This window comes from Nonomuraea sp. NPDC050328 (assembly GCF_044459405.1).
In the GTDB taxonomy this organism is placed as follows: Bacteria; Actinomycetota; Actinomycetes; order Streptosporangiales; family Streptosporangiaceae; genus Nonomuraea.
Genome location: NZ_JBITIW010000005.1, coordinates 416,100 through 434,779 on the forward strand (window position 1 = coordinate 416,100; position 18,680 = coordinate 434,779).

Genomic DNA, 18,680 nt, shown 5'->3' on the forward strand with positions numbered 1-18,680 from the left:
ACATGGGGAGGCCGATGCGCACCGGTCGTGGCACCTTGAGCGTCGCCGCAGGCCTGGTGCTGGTGGCGCTGGCAGCCCTCGGATACGTCCTTCCCCCGGCTTTCGATCCGCCGCCGCTCCAGGTGGACGCGGCTTTCCGCGCTCTGCCCGTGCAGCCGGCCGCGGAGCTGAAGCCGGTCGTGGCGGCTACGCCGTACCGCACGGAGAAGATCACCATGCCCGCGCAGGGCCAGCAGCTCCAGGCGACGGTGCGGGCGCCGGCGACGCCGGGGCGGCATCCGGCCATGGTGTTCATCTCCGGCTCGGGCAACGGCTCGCAGGAGGAGTTCACGCCACAGGCGGAGTTCCTGGCCGCGGCGGGCGTGGTGACGCTGGCCTTCGACAAGCGGACCGTGGGCTACAACTTCCGCGACCGCGACTTCGGGCTGCTGGCCGACGACGCGCTGCGGATGGTCGACTACCTGCGCACCCGGCCCGACGTGGATCCGGCGACGGTGGGCATCTGGGGCGTCAGCGAGGGCGGCTGGGTGGTGCCGATCGCCGCCGCCCGCAGCTCGGCGGTGGGTTTCGTGGTGCTGGTCTCCTCGCCGAACGTCTCACCGCTGCGGCAGGTCGCCTGGGCGCTGAACGAGCAGCTCCTGCGGCTGCGGGCGCCGACCGGCGTGCGTGACCTGCTCACCCGGGCGATGGGCGTGTTCGGCTTCGACTTCCTGCGGCACGACGCCATGCCCGCGCTGCGCGGCGTGCACCAGCCGGTGCTGGCGTTGTACGGCACGACGGACCCGTCGATCCCGTTCGTGGAGAGCACCCGCGCGCTGACCACCGCGCTGGAGCAGGCCGGCAACGAGCGGTACACGATCCGCTTCCTCGACCAGGCCGACCACGCGATGCGCGTCGGCGGCGGGCCGTTCGCGCCGGGCTACCTGGAGACGCTGGCCAACTGGATCAAGGGCCTGCCCGGCACCGGCAAGCCCGAGCTGCATCTGGCCGGCGCGACGCCGGTCCAGCGTTTCCAGGCCGCCGACGTGCCCGCCGCCCCCTGGTACGCCGGGGGCACCATGCTGGGCCTGACGATCTGCCTGGCCGCCGTCGGCTACGTGGCCGGCCCGGTCGCCGAGCTGGTGGTACGGCTCCGCGGCGGCCCCCCTCCCCCGGCGCAGTCCCATGCCGCGCTGTGGGCGCCGATCCGCAAGCGGCTGCGCCGGATGGCCTGGACCGGCCTCGGCCTGCTGGTCTCGGTGGTCGCCTTCATCACGGTGCTGGTGATGTTCTCGGTCAACCAGGCCGGGGCGTGGCCGGCGGTGCTGGGCGGCTGGCTGGTGGTGCGGGTGCTGGCCGTCCTGATGCTGCTCCAGGAGGTGACCGCGGTGGCGACGGTGATCACCGCGTTGCGCGAGGGGCTGCTGCCGACGCGCTGGCAGCACGTGGCCGTGGCGGGTGTGCTCGGCGGGACCGGCCTGCTGCTGGTCGCCGCCGCCTACTACGGCCTGTTCGCCTTCCCCTGGTAGCCGCTCGCCCGTCCCCTGGTGGCCGGCCCTCAGGTGAGGTAGGCGGCCATCCAGCGGTCGAGCTCGGCGAAGACCTGCTTGCGCACCGGCTCGGCCGACAGGATCAGGTCGTGCATGCCGTCCGGGATGCGCACGCAGGTGACGTGCGGCCCGACCGCGGTGGACCAGCGGGCGATCTGCCGCGGGTCGAGCACCACGTCGGCGTTGCGCGCCTCGGGCACGAAGTCCCGCACCCGCAGCCCCTTGGAGGAGGCCAGCACCAGCACGGGCACGTCCACGTCGAGCCCGCCGTGCAGCCGCCGCTGGGCCCGGCGGATGGCGGCCAGCCACATCGCGTGCACGGAGAACCCGCCGTGCGGCTTGAGCTGCAGGTCGTAGTCCCACTCGCCGCCGTGGTCGCGGTGCAGGCTGTGGCCGTAGGCCATGCTGACCCCCACCGGGAGCGCGCGGGCCGAACGTGACAGCGGGCCCTTCAGCACGTCGGCGGCCAGCCGTACCGGCGCGGGGACGTTGAGGTCGAAGAACGGGCTGTTGAGCACCAGCCCCTGCACCAGCCCGCGCCCGCGCACCCGGTCGGCCCACAGCGCGGCGGTCAGGCCGCCGGTGGAGTGGGCGTTGATCGTCACCTCGTCGTGGTCCTCGCGGATGATCCGCACCGCCTCGTCGAGCTCCGGGAAGTAGTCGGTGATGCTCCTGATCAGCCCGCGGGTCTGGTGCGGGAGCAGCGAGCGGCCGTACTTGCGCAGGTCGAGGGCGTAGAAGTCGATGCCCTGGGCGAGGTAGTGCTCGGCCAGGTGGTCCTGGAAGAAGTAGTCGGTGAACCCGTGCACGTAAAGCACGGCTCTGCGCGAGCCCGTGCGCCTGGCCAGCAGCGTCGCGACCACATCACCTTCGAAGTCCGGAGGCATGGGCAGCACCGTGATCTCGTACATGGACCAACAGTATTCGGTGAACCCCGGGGCAACTTCGAGGGGGAGGCGCTTCAATATAGGGCGGCGTCGGGCGTTCGCCAGATGTTAATTCTCCCCTTAGGTCATTTTTGGCAGTATGTCCGTACGCTCCCTGGTCGGAAGGGGTTGGGCGGCATACCGTCGGCTTAACGTGGAGCGCTGGGGGAAGCAGGGATGGCGTGGTTCGGAGAGCACTGAGCGCTGGAGCGGTCCTGGGGTGGACCCTGCTCTCTGTCGTCGTGCCCGGCGCGGCCCATCTGAGGGCCGGCTGGCGCAAGACCGGGCTCACCCTGCTCGGTCTCTACCTCGCCGGACTGCTGGCCCTCCTGGCGGTCGCGCTGATCCAGGGCGGCGACCTCGCCGGCTCGGTGGCCGCCGACTCCGGCCTGCTCATCGCGATCACCAGCGGCGCGGCCGTACTCGGGCTGTGCTGGTTCGCGCTGGTCGTGCACTCCTTCATCGTGCTCAAACCGGGCTCGCTGCCGCAGGTGCCGCAGATCGTCGCCGGCTCGCTCGCCGGCCTGCTGGCCGTCGCGGTGATCGCCCCCTTCGGGCTCGCCGCGCAGTCGCTCTGGATCGGCAACGACACGCTCGACGCCGTCTTCGACGCCCCGACCGACGACAAGATGCGGCCCGCCCACCGCGAGGACCCGTGGGCCGGACGCGAGCGCGTCAACCTGCTGGTCCTCGGCGGTGACGCCGACGACAACCGCACCGGCGTGCGCACCGACAGCATGCACCTGGCCAGCATCGACGTGAAGACCGGCAACACCGTGCTGCTCAGCCTGCCGCGCAACCTGGAGTACGTGCGCTTCAAGCCCGGCACGCCGATGGCGCAGAAGTTCCCCGACGGCTTCCGCCTGCCGCCCGACCCCGGCGGTGGGCGCAGCGACCTGCTCAACAGCGTGTGGGAGTACTCCGACGCGCACCCGGAGATCTTCGGCGGGCGCCGCAACATGGGCCCGCAGGTGCTGATGGAGACCATCGGCCACACCCTCGGCCTCGAGGTCGACTGGTACGTCCTGGCCAACATGTGGGGCTTCGCCCGGCTCATCGACGCCATCGGCGGCATCACCCTCACCGTCGAGACCGACGTCGTCTTCGGCAAGTACAACGAGGGCCTGGTCAAGGCCGGCACCCGCAAGCTGCGCGGCGCCGACGCCATGTGGTACGCCCGTTCGCGCACCAACAGCGACGACTACACCCGGATGCGCCGCCAGCGCTGCGTCATCGGCGCCCTGCTCGACCAGGCCGACCCGCAGACCGTGCTCACCCGCTTCGGCGAGGTCGCCAAGGCCACCAAGCAGCTCATCCGCACCGACATCCCCCGGGTCTGGCTGGAGCACCTGGTGCCGCTCGCGCTCAAGGTCAAGAACGCCAAGGTGACCAGCGTGCAGTTCGTCCCGCCGTTGATCAAGACCTACGCGCCGGACTGGGACAAGATCCGCGCCGTCACCGCGAAGGCCCTGCGCGACTCCACCTCGCCCAAGCCCATCGTCGCCATGGGCGGCCAGACCTCCACCCCCAAGCCCTCCCGCACCGCCACCCCCACCGCCAGCCCGAGCAGCAGCCCGACCAGCGCCCCCAAGCCCCTGACCGACGGCTGCGGAGGCCTCTGACCGGGGGTACGGCAGGCGATCACACCCGGAAAGCGCGTTCCGCCAGTTTCCGTACGCGGGCCTCGTCGATGTCGTGGCCGAGGCCCGGCTGGGTGAGGGGGACGGCGACGACGCCGGCGGCGGCGCCGACGACGGGGTCGACGATCTGGGCGTTCTTGGGCGGCTGGGTGACGTCGCAGGGCAGGGTGCAGCCCGGCAGGCTGGCGACCGCGACGGCGGCGGCGCGGGCCAGGCCGGTGCCACGGCCGCCGGCGCAGACGATGTCCCAGCCGGCCGCCGCCGCACGGTCGTGGGCGCGGCGGGCGTCGCTGAGGCGGGGGTAGGCGGCCGGGCGCAGGATGAGAGCGCGGGCGGCGCGCAGGGTGAGGTAGTCGTCGAGCAGCGGGCCCTCGACGGCGACCTTGGCGGCGACCTGGTCCTGGAGCGAGGCGTGCGCGCCGACGTCGGCGATGGGGAAGGGCCGCTCGATGACCTCGATGTCGTAGGAGTCGAGGGCGATGAGCTGCTCTTCGGAGGTGTAGGTCTCGGCGGCGTCGACGGCGAGGGTGAGGGCCGGGAACGCCTGCCGTACCGCGCGGACGGGTTCGATGTCCCAGCCCGGCCGGATGTCCAGGGTGACGTGCGTGTAGCCGCCGCAGACCTGCTGGTTGACCCGGGTGACCAGGTGCTCGGGGTTGGGGTCGAGGCCCAGGCGGACGGTCGCCACCACGGAGGTACGGCTGCCGCCGAGCGCGTGCGCCAGGGGGACGCCGCGCATCCGGGTCCAGAGGTCCCAGCAGGCCATGTCGATGGCGGGATGCTCGAAGGGGACGGAGTCGGGGTGCTCCCAGTCGAGGCCGGGCAGATCGCTGTCCGGGGGGTCGCCGTCCGGGCCGACGAGTTCCCCCCAGCCGGTCATCCCGCCGTGGTCGGTGAGCTTGACGAGCAGGCTCTCCACCCGCCTGCCGTACGGCAGGACGACGCGGAAGAACTCCAGCTCCCGGACTCGCGGCATGCATCCCCCTAGGTCACTGACTCCTTCTCAGGGTAAAGCGTGGCGCGAGGACGAAGCCCAGCACGGTCAGCGCGAAGGTGAGGGCGAAGCCGACGACGTAGAGGCCGTTGGTGGCGGTGAACAGGGCGCCGGTGAGGGCGACGGCGACCACGACGAAGACCGATTCGCCGACGCCGAGCGCGCCGCTGTTCTTGCCTTCCTCGCCGGGGCTGGACAGTTCGAGGACGAGGATCGAGACGGTCGGGTAGAGCGCGCCGATGCCCAGGCCGGTGACGATCCAGGCGAGGTAGGCCAGCGCGATGGGGGCGCCGTCGATCAGCACGAGGGACATGATCGCGATGCCGATGCCGATGCCGGCGATGCCGCCGCGCAGGGCGAACGCGTGGCTGATCCAGCCCTTGCCCTTGATCCAGGAGCCCGCGGCCCAGCCGAGCGCGCCGACGGTCAGGACGACGCCGGCTCCGGCGTAGGTCATGCCGCGCTCGTCGATGAGCAGCAGCGGGACGAGCACCTCGGCGGCGAACATCGAACCGGCGGCCAGGCCGCGCAGGATGACCGCGGTCGGCAGGCCGGGCGCGGCGCGCATGGTGCCGGGCGGCAGCAGGCGGGGCAGCGCGACGGCGAGCAGCACCAGGCCGCCGATCAGGAGGGGCAGCCCGGCCAGCTTGAGGGCGCTGCCGTACTGGATCAGAGCCGCCGAGACGGCGGTGAGCACGGCCCAGAGGAGCTGGCGGCCGAGACCGGAGCCGGGTTCGCCCCGGCCGCCGCGCACGTCGGCGCGCACGGTGCCGCGCCACAACGCGAGGGCGGCGGGGGCGGCGAGCACCGGGACGCCGAGGAAGACCAGCCGCCAGTCGAGCTCGGCGGCGATGACGCCCGCGATCAGCGGCCCGACCAGCGACGGCACGACCCACGCGGTGGAGAAGAGGGAGAAGACCTTGGGATGCAGCTCCCCGGGGTAGGCACGGGCGATCAAGACATAGAGGGCGACGTTGAACAGGCCGCCGCCGAAGCCCTGGACGAACCGGCCGGCCACGAACAGCTCCATGGTCGGCGCGGTGCCCGCGATCAGCAACCCGGCGACGAAGGCGGCCAGACCGGACCACATCGGGGTGAGCGCGCCCTTCAGGTCGGCCCAGCGCCCGCCCAGCACGGTGGCGATCACGCTGGCCGCGAGCGCGCCGCTGAAGGCCAGGTTGTACAGATGCCGGCCGCCGAGGTCGTCGGCGACCTTCGGCATCGCGGTGGCCACCGCCATCGCCTCGAAGGCGACCAGGGTGACGAGGGCGACCAGCCCGAAGCTGATCGCCCGGTATCTGGGGGAGAAAATCGTCTCGGGGGGCGCAACCGGCGCTGCCATCACTGCTGTCATGCGCAGAAGGTACGGCGGAGCCTGGGTCCGGCACATCGGGCCGGAGTCCTAGGACTTTAGCCGCGCCTCGATCCCGGCGATGATCAGATCGAGCCCGAACTCGAACCGCTCGTCCCCGTCGCCCTCCAGCATCTCCTCGACGCTGGCGGACAGGTGCGGGAAACGCTCGGGGGGCAGGCTCAGGAAGTACTCGCGGATCTGGCCGAAGTAGTCGGTGACGAACTGCTCGCGCTCCTTGCCGCTGGCCCGCCACATGGACTGGTAGAGCGAGGACTCGTAGACGTCGGCGGTGATGTACATCGCCAGCCGGTCCATGGCCATCGTGGCCACCCGCTTGGGGATGCCGCCGCCGAGCATGACGCCCAGCATGCGCTCGGCCATCCGCATCGAGTTGGGGCCGGTGGGCACGCCCGCCATGACCGTGGCCGCGATCGAGCCGTGCCGGGCCAGGGTGCGCTGGCTGTTGCGGACGATCTCGCGGATCTGCTCCTGCCACGGGCGCGGATCGTCCGGCGCGGGCAGCTCGATCTCGCCGATGACCTGCTCGTACATCAGCTCCAGCAGCTCCTCCTTGTTGGCCACGTGGGCGTAGAGGGAGGCCGGGCCGGTGTTCAGCTCCTGGGCCACGCGGCGCATGCTCACCGCTTCGAGGCCCTCGTCGTCGAGGATGCGCAGCCCGGTTTCGACGATGAGCTCCTGGCTGAGCTGGCGGCGGGGCTGCTTGCGGGCGGTGCGCCAGGGCGGGGCGGGCGTCTCCATGGCGAACAATGTACTTGACACGAACAGCGTTCGCCAATAAAACGGTGTTCGCAACGAACGCCGTTCGTTGAGAGAACCCCGTTCTGTCAGGAGTCCCCCCATGACGACCGTCGAAAGCCCGCCCGCCTACCGCTGGCGCTGGACCGCCCTCTTCGTGATCCTCGCCGCCGAGGTGATGGATCTGCTCGACGCCCTGATCACCCAGATCGCCGGCCCCTCCATCCAGGCCGACCTCGGCGGCACCGAAGGCATGCTGCAATGGCTCGTGGCCGGCTACACCCTGGCCATGGCCGTCGGCCTGATCACCGGCGGCCGCCTCGGCGACCTCTACGGCCGCAAGCGCATGTTCATCGTCGGCGCCGCCGGCTTCACCGTCGCCTCCCTGCTGTGCGGCGTGGCCGTCAGCCCCGAGATGCTCATCGGCGCCCGCGTGCTGCAGGGCCTGTTCGGCGCCGTCATGCTGCCGCAGGGCCTCGGGCTGATCAAGGCGATGTTCCCGCCGCAGGAGATGGGCAAGGCCTTCAGCGCCTTCGGCCCGGTGATGACCATCTCCTCCGTCGGCGGGCCCGTGCTGGCCGGCTGGCTGGTCAGCGCCGACCTGTTCGGCACCGGCTGGCGCATGATCTTCCTGATCAACCTGCCCGTCGGGCTGCTGGCCGTCCTGGCCGCGATCAAGTACCTGCCCGAGCACCGCTCCACCGACGCCACCCGCCTCGACCTGGTCGGCATGCTCCTCGTCTCGCTCGCCGCCTTCCTGCTGATCTTCCCGCTGATCCAGGGGCAGGAGCAGGACTGGCCCGCCTGGACCTGGGTCTCGATGGCCGGCTCGATCGTGATGTTCTGGGTCTTCGGCCGGTACGAGGCGCGCAAGAAGGGCGATCCGCTGGTCACCCCGAGCCTGTTCCGCAAGCGCGCCTTCACCGGCGGGCTGGTCGCCGGGCTCGCCTTCTTCACCGGCATGATCGGGCTCGGGCTCGTCTTCATGCTCTACATGCAGCAGGGGCTCGGCTACAGCCCGCTCAAGGCCGGACTCACCAGCCTGCCCCAGGCCCTCGGGGGCGTCGCCGGGTTCGGCATCGCGATGGCGTTGCAGGCGCGGCTCGGCCGTACGCTGCTCCAGCTTGGCACCGGCGTGATGACCGTCGGCGCGGTCATCCTCGGCGTCACCGTGCACCTGGCCGGCCTCGAGGCCGGGCCGTGGCAGCTCGCCCCCGGCCTCGCCCTGGTCGGCATCGGGATGGGCATCACGATGGCGCCCTTCTTCGACATCATCCTCGCCGGGGTGGAGGACCACGAGTCCGGCTCGGCGTCGGGCACCCTCACCGCGGTGCAGCAGCTCGGCAGCGCGCTGGGGGCGGCGATCCTGCTCACGCTGCTGTTCAACCTGCTCAAGTCGGGCTGGGACTTCGCGGGGGCCTTCCAGGTGGTCATCGGGGTGGAGATCGGGCTGCTCGGGCTCACCTTCCTGCTGTCGTTCCTGTTGCCCCGGCACGCCCGCCCCGAGCTCTCCGCCCACTGACCCGGGGGTACGGCCAGCATGGTTGGGGCTGGCTTTCGGGTACGGCCGGCTTTCGGGTACGGCCGGCTTTCGGGTACGGCCGGCGCCGGGGCACGCCCGTGGGCGGGTGCCCAGGGGCGTGCCGGGTCAGCGGCCGGTGGCCTGGAGTTCGGCCCAGCGGTTCAGGTCGCGGCGTTCGATCGCCGCGGCCATCAGGTCCGGGAAGGCGTCCGGCGTGCAGGCGAAGGCCGGCACCCCCATCGCCGCCAGCGCCGCCGCGTTGTCGTGGTCGTAGAACGGCGCCCCCTCGTCCGACAGCGCCAGCAACACCACCACCTGCACTCCCGAAGCGGTGAGCTGCGCCACCCGGCGCAACATCTCCTCCCGGACCCCGCCCTCGTACAGGTCGCTGATCAGGATGAAGATCGACTCCGTGGGCCGGGTGATCAGCCCCTGGCAGTAGGCGATCGCCCGGTTGATGTCCGTCCCGCCGCCGAGCTGCGTCCCGAACAGCACCTCCACCGGATCGTGCAACTGCTCGGTGAGGTCCACCACCGCGGTGTCGAACACCACCAGCCGGGTCCTGAGCGTCCGCATCGAGGCGAGCACCGCCCCGAACACGCCCGAGTACACCACCGACGCCGCCATCGACCCGCTCTGGTCGACGCACAACGTCACCTCGCGTTGCACCGCCTGCTGCCGGCGCGCGTAGCCGATCAGCCGCTCGGGCACCACGGTGTTCTGCTCGGGCAGGTAGTTCTTCAGGTTCGCCCGGATGGTGCGGTCCCAGTCGATCTCCGACGGGCGTTTCGGGCGGTTGGTCCGTGACGCCCGGTCGAGCGCCCCGGTGACCGCCGCCCGCGTGCGTTGCTGCAGCCGCCGTTCGAGCTCCTGCACGACGTGCCGCACCACCCGCCGGGCCGACTCCCTGGCCTGGTCGGGCATCAGCCTGTTCAGCGACAGCAGCGTGCCCACCAGGTGCACGTCCGGCTCGACCGCCTCCAGCATCTCCGGCTCCAGCAGCAACCTGGTCAGATCCAGCCGGTCGATCGCGTCCTTCTGCATCACCTGGACCACGCTCGACGGGAAGAACTCCCGGATGTCGCCCAGCCATCTGGCCACCTTCGGCGCCGAGGCGCCCAGGCCGCCCTTGCCCTCGTAGACCGCGTCCAGCGCGCCGTCCATCCGGGCGTCGCCGGCCTGGAGGCTCACGCCCGTGCCGTCCGCCTCGCCGCCGCCGAGCACCAGCCGCCAGCGTCGCAACCGCTCATCCATCGGACCTCCCCAGGATGTCCAGCACCGTCCTGACCGCCGGTGCGGCCCTCCGCTCGTCCACCTCGTGCGCCGCCTGCTCCTTGCGCTCGCCCTTCACCCGCTGCCCGATCGACCGCCGCTCGGGAGTGGCGAACTTGCCGAACGTACGGCGGAGCAGGGGCAGCACCTGCACGAACTCCTCGGGGCCCAGACCGGCCAGCCACCTGTCCAGCAGGGGGAGCAGGGTCGGATCGTGCACCAGCAGCAACCCGCCGCCCGCCAGGAACCCCTCCACCCACGCCGCGGCGCGGGCCGGTTCGTTTCCTCGTGACATCGCCCTGGCCATCCGGCTCTCGGCGTCGTCGATCTCACCGGCGTCCAGCAGGATGCGGGTCAGGCGCCCTTCGATCAGGCCGTGGAGGTCTCGCCGGTCGCACACCCCTCGCAGCGTCACCAGCCACCGGCTCTCCGGACTGGCCCCTCCCCCACTCCGCCTTTCCCGGGGGACTCCGCTTTCCGCCTCAGCCATTCGCGGGGCCTCAGCCGCAGTCCGGTCCGCAGCCTCCGCCGCCTGGGCCGCGTCGTCGGGGTGGGCCGGGACTCCCGCGGAAGGGGGCGCCTCTGTGGGGGGCTGGTCTGCGGGGTGGGCGGAGGGTGAAGCTGGGGGCTGAAGCTCACCGAGGAGCCCGGCATCCACACCCGCCTGGGGCTCGGCTTCCGCCCCGGCCGGGGGCCCGGCCACCGACTCGGGCCGAGGCTGGACCGAGGCGGGCTGATCGATGCCGGGCGGCTGACCAACTGGGTGTTGCTGAGCGGGAACGGGGTGTTGGTCGGTGCGGCTCTCCTCCAGGAGGGCCACTGCCGAGTGGACGCCGTCGACCTCCTTGAGCAGGGCGGCGGCGGAGTCGTCGTCCAGCGAGGTGACCGCCACCGGCAACCCGACACAGATCCGGTCGAGCAAGGAGCTCGCGATCACCGCCAGTCCCTCGGCGGAGGTCCCCCGCACATCCCCGTACCGCTGGGCGCGGACCATGGCGGGCAGGGCGGCCATGAGGTGGGTGACATCGGTGTCCAGCGCAGCCCGCGCCGACAACGCCGCCAGAACCGCGGGCATGGCAGCGGGCAGGTCGGCCAGCAGACACCGCTCGACCAGCCCGGCCAGGTCGGCCAGCGACCCGGCCTGGACCCCACCCCCGGACCCGGCCTGGCTCCCACCGCCGGGGCCGACTGAGCCGGGCACGCCGCCCCCGGGCCCAGCCGAGCCAGGCAGCCCACCCGCAGACCCGGCCGAGCCAGGCAGCCCGGACGTCGGGACGGACCCGGCGGGGAGCCCGGCGCCCCTCCCGCCACCCCCGAGCACGCCCGGCGACGTCTGGCCGGCCAGGTCGCAGGCGTAACGGACCGCAGCCGACTCCACGGTGACCCCAAGGGCGGCCAGTTCGATCAGGCGCAGGTCGAACTCCGGGTCCCAGGACAGCGACCAGCTCTCCCGGAAGGTGCCCTTGCCCCGCGCCTCCCGCGGCGTCCCCCACTCGACGCCGAGCAGCCGCAGGCGGTGCAGCAGCCGGCTCCGGTCGAGGTCGAGCGGCTTGCGGAGGTCGAGGTCGAGCTCCCGCACCAACGCCTCGGCGGGAAGCCGCAACCGCCGTTGCTGTTCGCGCAGGTCACGCTGGAGGGGCACCATGGGCACCCCGTCGCCCACGTGCCCGATCCGGTCGCCGACGACGAGCTGCCGCTGGATGAGGTCGAGCGGCAACGCGTCGCCCTCGCACAGCACGGCCAGGGCGGCCTCGCTGACCTCCCCGAGCCCGGCGAGCGGTCGCCCGCGCAGCCCGGCGAGGCTGTGCGCCAGCCGTACCGCCTCGATGACGTGCGCCGAGGAGACGGCCAGGCCCTCCTGCCGCAGCACCCCGGCTGCGGCGGCGAGCCAGCGCTCGACGGGGCGGTCGGGGGCGGTGAACAGGTGGTGGTACCAGCCGGGCGAGGTGATGCCCGCGCCGTAACCGCTCCACGCCGCCAGTCGCCCGTACGTCCACGGCACCCAGGTGAGCTCGACCTTGACCTTGGGCAGCCCGCGCAGGAGCGCGTTGTCGGCCTGCGCGCCGTCGAGCCAGATGGCGGGGGCGTGCCACGCGCCGCAGACGACCACGACGGTCTCGAAGCCCTCGCGCATCGCGGCACGCACCGCGCGCCGCATGTGGGCCTCGCGGCGGGCCTCCCGCTCGCCGGGCTCGTGGCCCTCGCGGACGGCGGCCATCGCCTCGGCGATCACCTGGAAGGGGGTGTCGCCGCGGTGTTCGACGACGTCCTCCCACCAACGTTCTGGATCGTCGTACCCGGCCGCGGCGGCGAACCACCCGAGCGGATCGGCCAGCCCCGGCTCCTCCAGCCCCCGCCCCGGCCCGCCGTCACCAGGCAGCGCCTCCCCCTCGGGCGCGGCGTCCCCCGCCGCCCCCGGCACGCCTTCCGTCGCGACGTCGCCTCCCTGCCCCAGCGAACCTCCGGGTACGGCGTCGCCCCCCGCCCCCGGCACCCCAGGAGCGGGGCGGGCAGGCGGCTGGTCGTCGCGGGAGGGCATGGCGAGGGTGGTCGCCGCCGGGAGGTCGATGAAGCGCACCTCGGCCCCGGCCGCCACGCCGTACGCCATGGCCTGCCACTCCGGCGAGAACGCCGCGAACGGCCAGAAAGCCGCACGCGACGGGTCGCCCGGGACGTGTGCCAGCAACGCCACGGGCGGTTCGAGCTCGGGCAGGAGCGGGATGAGCGCGTTGGCCTCTGGCGGCCCCTCGATGAGGATCGCGTCGGGCCGCAACAGCTCCAGCTCGGCCCGTACGGCACGCGCCGACCCAGGCCCGTGGTGGCGCACGCCGAGCACGTGCAGGCTCATGCCGCCTCCCTCCAGGCGTGAGGCGCGCTCATGACACCTCGCGGCAGGCGCGGTAGAAGTCACGCCAGTCGGCCCGCTCGCGGACCACGGTCTCGAGGTACTCGTGCCAGACGACCCGGTCCGACACCGGCTCCTGCACCACCGCGCCGACGATGCCGGCGGCCACGTCGGAAGGCCGCAGGACGCCGTCGCCGAAGTGAGCGGCCAGGGCGATGCCGCTGGTCAGCACCGAGATCGCCTCGGCCGTGGACAGGGTGCCACTCGGCGACTTGACCTTGGTGCGGCCGTCCTCGGTCATCCCGTTGCGCAGTTCGCGGAAGACGGTGACGACCCGCTGGATCTCCGTCATGCCGGTCACCGTCTCCGGCAGGCGAAGCGCGCTGCCGAGTTGCTCGACGCGGCGCGAGACGATGTCGACCTCCTCCTCGGCGGTCGCCGGGACGGGCAGCACGACGGTGTTGAAGCGCCGCCGCAACGCGCTGGACAGCTCGTTGACGCCGCGGTCGCGGTCGTTGGCGGTGGCGATGACGTTGAACCCGCGCTGCGCCTGCACCTCGATGTTGAGCTCGGGCACCGGCAGCGTCTTCTCCGACAGCACCGTGATCAGCGCGTCCTGGACGTCGGACGGCATGCGCGTCAGCTCCTCGACCCGGGCCAGCCGGCCCTCGGCCATCGCGCGCATGATCGGGCTGGGCGTCATCGCCTCCTGCGACGGCCCCTCGGCCAGCAGCCGCGCGTAGTTCCAGCCGTAGCGGATCGCCTCCTCTGCCGTGCCTGCGGTGCCCTGCACCAGGAGCGTCGAGTCGCCGCTGATCGCCGCGGCGAGATGCTCCGACAACCACGTCTTGGCCGTGCCCGGCACGCCGAGCAGCAACAACGCCCGGTCGGTGGCGAGCGTCGCGACCGCCACCTCCACGATCCGCCGCGCACCCACATACTTGGGCGTGATCTTGTCGCCGTCGCCCAGCAGATAGGTCGTCACCGCCCACGGCGACAACTTCCAGCCCGGCGGCCTCGGCCGGTCGTCCTCCTTGGCCAGCAGCGCCAGCTCCTCGGCGTACTGGTCTTCCGCGTGCGGGCGCAACACGGTGCTCATGACAGCTCCTCCCTCATCTCTGCGCGGAACCGCAACAACGCGGCGACCTCCTGGACCGCCTGCTCGGCCGAGGCCCGCTCGGCCAGGTGGTGCAGGGCCGGATCGATCCGCTCCCCGGCGATCCTGGACAACTCGCCCAGGTTCCAGGGCTGCACCGCCGCCATTTTCACGATCTTGTTCAGTACGGCTGCCGCCAGCCCGGCTCCCCAGGGCGGTTCGACGCCGCCCAGCACCATGATCAACTGGTTGTCGAGCTCGTGCCGCTCGGCGAACTCGGCCGCCAGCCGCTGCTGCTCCCACGGCGGGAGGGCCACCAGCAGGTCGGCGATCGGGTCCCACTCGAACATCGCCCGCGCCCACTCCGGGTCGCGCTGCACGATCGCGGCGCGCACCCAGCCCAGGCGCAGTTCGGTGTCCCAGTCGGGGATGCGCTTGGCCAGCAGCTCGGCGGGCGGGCCCGGCCAGACCGACAGCGGGGCCCGGGCGACGAGCTGCTGCAGCCACCACGCCCGCGCGCCGGTGCCGGCCGGGGCCTTGGCGCGGATGCCGTCGCGTTCCATGGCACGGTCGCATTCGGTGGGCGGGGTGACGGTGATCTCGTGCTTGCCCACCCGGACCGCCTGCTCGATTCTGGCCGCCATGCGCCGGGCCAGCCTCGACTCGGGCAGCCTGGAGAGCAGGTTCGCCGCCTGCTGGCGGACCTCGCGGCGGCGGTCGTCGAGCGCCTGCTCCAGGAACGGCTCGTCGGCGATGGACAGGCCGGACTCGAACAGCTCCAGGAAGGCGGCGCGATCGTCGGGCGTCTCCTGGGTCCAGGTGGCCTCCACCAGCGTGCGGGCCGCTTCCGGGTCGCTCTCGCGCAGGTGTTTCAGGTAGGCGCGGCGGTCGCCGCTGCTGCCCAGCTCCCAGGTCTCGCCGGTCGGCTCGTCGAGCAGGTAGGCCCAGGCCGGGTTGCGGGCCGCCAGCCAGCGGCCGCGGTGGCCGGCCAGCAGGCCCAGGTGTTCGCGGATCGAGCGGTCGCGGTCGCCCCGGTCGAGCAGGTCGGGGAGGACGTGCGCGGGAACCCTCCGGCCGCTCTCGGCGGCCAGGCGCAGCCACTCGGCGAGCAGGCGGGGCTGTTCCCCGCCCAGCACACGCCTCAGGCGGTCGGCGGCCTTCCTCGGCACGGCCTCCCGCTCCTCGGGGGGCGCGGTCCCCTCAGGGGGTGCAGCACCCTCAGGGGCGTGCGCCTCACCGGAAGAGACCGCCTCCTCGCCTGAGCCAGGGACCGCAGACGGGGCCGTGGCGGGGGCAGGGGTCGGGTGGCCGGCGCGGCGGCGGATGACTTCCAGGGCCGCGTCGCCCAGCAGGTCGCCCGGGTAGGCGCGGCGGTCGGTGCCGACCAGGGCGGCCGAGACCAGGTCTTCCCACTTCACAGCAGCACCGCCCGGCCCTCGTCCCAGGTCATGAGCGGGCGCAGGCCCTGGGGTGTCCACTCGGCGGACATGGTCACAGGGTGTCCTCCAGACACGGCGAGCAGCCGCCACGGATCGCGGTGGCGAGGATGCAGGGGCAGGCCGCCGACCTGCGCGGATCCGGGAACCACCCCGGACAGCAGCAGCGGCCACGAATCCACCCAAGGGTCGCCCGCGATGGCCGCGGCGAGCTCGTCGAGGGCGGCGTCAGGGGTGAGGCCGGGCGGGGCGGCGGTGTGCGGCTCGGCCATCCGGTGCCGGACCGCGACGAGGGCACGCAGCGGAGCCGCCCCCGGGTAGAAGGCGAGGTCCGCCTCGACCGCGGTGCCCGCGACCAGGGAGGCGTCGAGCGGCTGGCCGGGCGGCGCGAAGGAGAGCACCACCGCGGCCCGCCCGCTGGCCCGGCCACGCAGCCAGACGCGGCGGGTCAGCAGCCGGTCGACCTCCTCGTCGCGGGTGCCGATGACGTCCCACTCGTCGCGCACCGGCTGCCCGGCCAGGACATCCTCGCGCGCCACGGGGAAGCCGACGCGCTGCAGCACGGTCTGGGCCAGCGGCGCGGGCAGCTCAGCCCGCCGGGTGTAGGCGACGACCAGGAGCTTGAGCAGCGCGTACTCCTCCAGGAGCCGCGCCGGCCACCCTTCCTGGCCAGGCACGCGGGCCAGCCGGGAGGCGATCGACGCCACCCCGGGCGCCTGCGCGTCGACCAGGCGTTTGGCCAGGCCCTGCCAGTCGGCCGGGTCGGCGCCGGCCAGGCCGTGGCGGACCTGGTCGCCCAGCCAGCGTTCGAGCTCCGACAGGCCGGCGGCCACGCGCGCCTGCCGTACCGTCCGGGTGTCGGGACGCCCGGACGCCTGCTCGGCGCGCGCCCCGGACGGGACCGCGCCGGAGCCGCCCGGCTCCGCCGAGGCGGCGGCGCGAGCCGCCTCCACCCGGGCCTCGGCCTTGGCCGCGCGGGCGGCCCGCTGGTCGATCCACTCCGCCGCCCACGGCGGGACCGCCAGGTCGGGCACCCCGTCGGCCGACCAGGACAGCAGCAGCCCCAGGCAGTGCTTGCACGGGAACTTCCGGCTCGGGCAACTGCACCGGTAGGCCGGCTCGGACAGGTCGACGCACGATTGGTACGGCTTGGCGCCGCTGCCCTTGCACTCGCCGAACAACACCTCCCCCGACATCCCCCGGACCAGCCATTTGGCCGGCGACGACAAGCCCTGGGCCGCCTTCTGCGAGGACGCGTCGGGGGCGAGGGCGAGCACCTGATCACGGCTCCACCGTTCGATCACGTCGGCGAGACTAGCCATCCCGACCGACAATTGCCGTCCCCCGAATTCGCGGGGCGTTGCGAATCAATCACGATCTTGGATCCGCCCGGTCGCGGCGGGCACCATCGAGGTCAGGGAGGTGGCGGATGCTGGAGCCGGTGCTGGCGAAAGCCGGGCAGGCGGTGGCCGACCGGGCGGTGCGCGGCGCCGAGCTGAAGGATCTGATCAGGAGCTCCTTCCGCGACCAGGTGGCCGCGCCGCGCAAGTTCGGCAACCAGGTGGACGGCCTCTCCTGCGGCGCCTGCTCCTCAGCGGCTGCCCTGTCGTCGATCTGGTGGCCCTCTCCGGCCGCAGTGGCCTGCTCGTCGAGCTCGTGGAATGCGGCAAGGTCGGCAATGCGGAACTGCTGCGTGGCCGGAACAAAGTGCTCATCCACTGACCGCCTTCGACTTCTGTCGCCCGCGAATGTGAGGATGGGACCATGACTCGGCACATCGTCTCCGTCATCGGGGGCAAAGACGCCCCCAGCACCACCACCTACACCTCGACCAACCCCGCCAAGCTCACCGAGATCGTCGCCCAGGTGGGCATGGCCGACGCGGCGACCTTCGCGGCTGCCTGCCGTACCGCCAAAGAGGCGCAGCGGGAGTGGGCCAGGGTGCCCGCGCCGGTGCGCGGGCGGGTGGTGGCGAACATCGGCCGCCTGGTGGAGGCCAACGCAGAGGCGCTGGCCCGGCTCGTGACCCAGGAGATCGGCAAGCCGTACGCGGAGGCGCTCGGCGAGGTCAGGGAGATCGTCGACACCTGCGACTTCTTCCTGGGCGAGGGCCGCAGGCTGTACGGGCAGACGGTGCCCAGCGAGATGCCGGACAAGAACCTGTTCACCTTCCGCAACCCGGTGGGCGTGGCCACGGTGATCACGGCGGGGAACTTCCCGGTCGCGGTGCCGAGCTGGTACCTGGTGCCCGCGCTGGTCTCGGGCAACGCGGTGGTGTGGAAGCCGGCGGAGTACAGTGCGGCGTCGGCGCACGCGCTCTACCTGCTGTTCGTCAAGGCGGGCCTGCCCGAGGGCGTGCTGAACGTGGTGTTCGCCGACGGCAAGGAGACCTTCGAGGGCCTGGAGCAGGCGCTCACCGAGGGCATGGTGGACAAGATCGGCTTCACCGGCTCCAGCGAGGTCGGCCGCCGGATCGGCGAGCTGGCCGGGCGGCACCTGCAGTCGCCGTGCCTGGAGCTCGGCGGCAAGAACCCGATGGTGATCATGCCCGACGCCGACCTCGACCTGGCCGTGGAGGGCGCGCTGTTCTCCGGTTTCGGTACGGCAGGCCAGCGCTGCACCAGCCTCGGCACGCTGATCGTGCACGAGGAGGTGCACGAGGAGTTCACCGAGCGCTTCGCCCGGGCGGTCCAGAACGCCAAGATCGGCGACCCGGCGACGGACGTGCTGGCCGGGCCGCTGCTCGACCGCAAGTTCGCCGAGCGGTACGAGGAGTTCCTGACCTGGATCCAGCCGCACCACACGGTCATCTCCGGCCCGACCGGGCGGATCACCGAGCAGAACCCGCGGCACGAGTTCACCGGCGAGGGCGGGCTGTTCTACCACCCGGTCGTGGTGGACGGGGTGCGCCCGGACGACGAGCTCTTCCTGGAGGAGACGTTCGGCCCGATCGTCGGCGTGACCACCTTCACCACCCTCGACGAGGCGATCGAGCTGGCCAACCGGCCCGGGTACGGGCTGTCGAGCTCGATCTACACCACCAGCCCGCAGTCGGCCTTCCGCTTCCGCGAGGGCATCTCGGCCGGCATGGTCAGCGTCAACAACTCCACCAGCGGCGCCGAGGCGCACCTGCCGTTCGGCGGCAACGGCAAGTCGGGCAACGGCAGCCGGCAGTCGGGCATCTGGGTGCTCGACCAGTTCACCCGCTGGCAGGCGATGAACTGGGACCATTCGGGCCGGCTGCAGAAAGCGCAGATGGACGTCGTGGACATCACCCCGGACCAGGATTTCCGCCTATAGCGTGTCTCCT

General features: G+C 72.5%; 14 protein-coding genes. 5 read left to right on the forward strand and 9 right to left on the reverse strand.

The genetic code is table 11. From position 1 onward, the window contains the following. Nucleotides 1-14 precede the first annotated feature (14 nt). Nucleotides 15-1,508 (forward strand): alpha/beta hydrolase family protein, encoded by a 1,494-nt coding sequence (locus ACIBG7_RS21610; RefSeq protein ID WP_397337372.1) that lies wholly within the window; start codon nt 15-17, stop codon nt 1,506-1,508. 29 nt (nt 1,509-1,537) lie between these two features. Here the strand turns inward: ACIBG7_RS21610 and ACIBG7_RS21615 are convergent, their stop codons facing one another. Further along, entirely contained in the window at nt 1,538-2,440 is a 903-nt protein-coding gene (locus ACIBG7_RS21615; protein ID WP_357920672.1) for an alpha/beta hydrolase, read from the reverse strand. A 197-nt stretch (nt 2,441-2,637) separates the two neighbouring features. Here ACIBG7_RS21615 and ACIBG7_RS21620 point away from each other — a divergent pair, with 197 nt between their 5' ends. After that, a complete protein-coding gene (locus ACIBG7_RS21620) occupies nt 2,638-4,077 on the forward strand; it encodes an LCP family protein (RefSeq protein ID WP_357920675.1) in 1,440 nt (479 codons plus the stop codon). Nucleotides 4,078-4,096: 19 nt separating this feature from the next. On the opposite strand, the gene ACIBG7_RS21625 is transcribed toward ACIBG7_RS21620, so the two are convergent. The 3 genes from ACIBG7_RS21625 to ACIBG7_RS21635 are packed head-to-tail and all read right to left on the reverse strand — an operon-like array spanning nt 4,097 to nt 7,202. After that, nucleotides 4,097-5,071, reverse strand: coding sequence for an enolase C-terminal domain-like protein (locus ACIBG7_RS21625; RefSeq protein ID WP_357920678.1), 975 nt, complete (start codon nt 5,069-5,071; stop codon nt 4,097-4,099). Nucleotides 5,072-5,084: 13 nt separating this feature from the next. Further along, nucleotides 5,085-6,443, reverse strand: a complete 1,359-nt coding sequence (locus ACIBG7_RS21630; protein ID WP_357920681.1) for an MFS transporter — start codon at nt 6,441-6,443, stop codon at nt 5,085-5,087. Between the two features lie 48 nt (nt 6,444-6,491). Then, nucleotides 6,492-7,202 carry a TetR/AcrR family transcriptional regulator gene (locus tag ACIBG7_RS21635; protein ID WP_357920684.1) on the reverse strand — a complete coding sequence of 237 codons (711 nt, stop codon included), beginning with the start codon at nt 7,200-7,202 and terminating at the stop codon, nt 6,492-6,494. 100 nt (nt 7,203-7,302) lie between these two features. Here ACIBG7_RS21635 and ACIBG7_RS21640 point away from each other — a divergent pair, with 100 nt between their 5' ends. Further along, nucleotides 7,303-8,721 carry an MFS transporter gene (locus ACIBG7_RS21640; RefSeq protein WP_357920687.1) on the forward strand — a complete coding sequence of 473 codons (1,419 nt, stop codon included), beginning with the start codon at nt 7,303-7,305 and terminating at the stop codon, nt 8,719-8,721. A gap of 126 nt (nt 8,722-8,847) precedes the next feature. Here ACIBG7_RS21640 and ACIBG7_RS21645 read toward each other — a convergent pair whose 3' ends face one another. Genes ACIBG7_RS21645 through ACIBG7_RS21665 form a run of 5 tightly spaced genes read right to left on the reverse strand, consistent with a single transcriptional unit; the run spans nt 8,848 to nt 16,674 of the window. Continuing rightward, nucleotides 8,848-9,975: a VWA domain-containing protein gene (locus tag ACIBG7_RS21645; RefSeq protein ID WP_357920689.1), complete on the reverse strand. Its 1,128-nt coding sequence runs from the start codon at nt 9,973-9,975 to the stop codon at nt 8,848-8,850. Continuing rightward, entirely contained in the window at nt 9,968-12,841 is a 2,874-nt protein-coding gene (locus ACIBG7_RS21650; RefSeq protein WP_397337373.1) for a DUF5682 family protein, read from the reverse strand. Before ACIBG7_RS21650 ends, ACIBG7_RS21645 begins: the two co-directional genes overlap by 8 nt. 28 nt (nt 12,842-12,869) lie before the next feature. Then, a complete protein-coding gene (locus tag ACIBG7_RS21655; protein WP_357920693.1) occupies nt 12,870-13,937 on the reverse strand; it encodes an AAA family ATPase in 1,068 nt (355 codons plus the stop codon). Continuing rightward, nucleotides 13,934-15,352 carry a DUF5691 domain-containing protein gene (locus tag ACIBG7_RS21660; protein ID WP_397337374.1) on the reverse strand — a complete coding sequence of 473 codons (1,419 nt, stop codon included), beginning with the start codon at nt 15,350-15,352 and terminating at the stop codon, nt 13,934-13,936. Before ACIBG7_RS21660 ends, ACIBG7_RS21655 begins: the two co-directional genes overlap by 4 nt. Then, the gene (locus tag ACIBG7_RS21665; protein WP_397337375.1) at nt 15,349-16,674 is read right to left on the reverse strand and encodes an SWIM zinc finger family protein; all 1,326 of its coding nucleotides are present in this window, start codon (nt 16,672-16,674) and stop codon (nt 15,349-15,351) included. The genes ACIBG7_RS21660 and ACIBG7_RS21665 overlap by 4 nt, the downstream gene beginning before the upstream one ends. Before the next feature lie 125 nt (nt 16,675-16,799). Between ACIBG7_RS21665 and ACIBG7_RS21670 the strand changes: the two genes are divergently transcribed. Both ACIBG7_RS21670 and ACIBG7_RS21675 read left to right on the forward strand, forming a co-directional pair. After that, the gene (locus tag ACIBG7_RS21670; protein ID WP_397337376.1) at nt 16,800-17,138 is read left to right on the forward strand and encodes a hypothetical protein; all 339 of its coding nucleotides are present in this window, start codon (nt 16,800-16,802) and stop codon (nt 17,136-17,138) included. Continuing rightward, complete coding sequence (locus tag ACIBG7_RS21675) at nt 17,135-18,670, forward strand: aldehyde dehydrogenase family protein (RefSeq protein WP_397337377.1); 1,536 nt, start codon at nt 17,135-17,137, stop codon at nt 18,668-18,670. Before ACIBG7_RS21670 ends, ACIBG7_RS21675 begins: the two co-directional genes overlap by 4 nt. The last annotated feature ends 10 nt before the right edge of the window (nt 18,671-18,680 follow it).